Source organism: Bradyrhizobium sp. MI1.4 (assembly GCF_055811315.1).
This window is the reverse complement of record NZ_JBVVPP010000124.1, coordinates 1-1396: the sequence shown is the minus strand read 5'-3', so window position 1 is coordinate 1396 and position 1396 is coordinate 1. Positions and strand designations below refer to the sequence as shown.

Below are 1396 nucleotides of genomic sequence, written 5' to 3'. Positions count from 1 at the left end.
ATACGCATCGGCAGCGAAGCTCCGAAGCGGCGGACCCATTCTCCCTTTCGGCATTGAAAGCCAAGGAAACACGTCGGAATCCCGCCACCTCGAACCGTCATCGGCGACCCGTCACCAGCGGACGGACCGGGCCGAAACCGTTGGGTGTCCTTCAGTGACCACGGTTCATGATGCCGGCCGCAGAACGACACCGTCCGGCACCACACCCTCCCGCACGAGGCGCCACAGGGCGATCAGGAGCTTGCGCGCCAAGGCCACGATCATGGTCTTGCGAGTGCCGCGGGCGCTCTCGGTGCGGGCTCTAAACCACTGCGCCAAGGCGCTGTCCTTCTGGAACATGAGAAATCGCCACGCCAATTGGATCATGCCTCGTCGAACCCGAGCGTTGCCAGAACGGGTCAGCCCTTTCTCCCGGCGCCTTCTGCCGCTCTCGTCGGGCGAGCCTGTCAGGCCGGCATAACGCGCCACAGCCCGCCGGTCGCGCATGCTTCGCGACAGTACCTCCTGCACCAGCATGTCGGCCGTCTCGACACCGACCCCGATCACGCGCGCCAGCAGGTGCACCATTGCGTGTGGTCCATCACTGGGCGCTTGCTTGAGACGCTCCAGGCGAGCGTCCTCGATCTGCCGGATCTGATCACTGACGAGCCGCCGGCGCACCATATCGCGACGCAGCTCAGCCAGGCTGTTGGGCGGGATCGGTTCACCCTCGGGGGTGCGCAAGCCGTCAAGGCGTTCGGCGGCCTTCTTCAGCTTGGGATTGAAGCCGCGGATGCCGAGCCGGATCAACGCTGCTTTCATTCGGTTGACGATCCGACTTTGCTCTCCGACGAGGCTCTCGTGCTCGCGGTTGGGCCGCTTGGCATCTTCGTCCTTGATTGTCGGGATTGCGACCATCTTGCAGTGATTGCGCTCGCCCCGCAACCAGCCGAGAAAGCTGCGTTTGAGCAGCTCGGTGTCGAGACGATCAGTCTTGGCGCGCCGGTGCTCGCGTGATACCGCTACGCTCGATGTGTGAATGACATGGGCCTCGATGTCGTGCGCCCTGAGCCAGCGCGCCAACCAGAAACCGTCACGGCCGGCCTCGAATGCGACCGCGATGCGTTCGATCCGATGTCCTGCTTTCTCCGCCTCTTCTCGCCAGCGATTAAGCAGCTTCAGCAAGGCATTCTCGTCGACCTCGAGCTTCTTCAACGGCTGGCGCTCGACGCCAGGCACGATGCCCGCAACGAGCCAACTCGACAGGCTCATCTCAATCACTGCGATCAACGTACCGTCCGGTTGCAAGGGGATGAGGGACCGGCTCAGATCGTTCAACTTCTGCATGGGATGCTCCATCGGTTCACATCAGCGACGATGGATGCAATATCCTCGCCGCCGCCCCATAGCATCTCCC

1 protein-coding gene is annotated in these 1396 nt (G+C 63.2%); it reads right to left on the bottom strand.

The genetic code is table 11. The annotated features are described in order from the left end of the window. Positions 1-165: 165 nt before the first annotated feature. Entirely contained in the window at positions 166-1326 is a 1161-nt protein-coding gene (locus tag AC0L23_RS39895) for an IS110 family RNA-guided transposase (protein ID WP_085351431.1), read from the bottom strand. Positions 1327-1396: the final 70 nt, after the last annotated feature.

Excerpts from the sequence above, each read along its gene's own strand:
- AC0L23_RS39895 (WP_085351431.1), bottom strand. The coding sequence starts at position 1,326 with ATGCAGAAGTTGAACGATCTGAGCCGGTCCCTCATCCCCTTGCAACCG.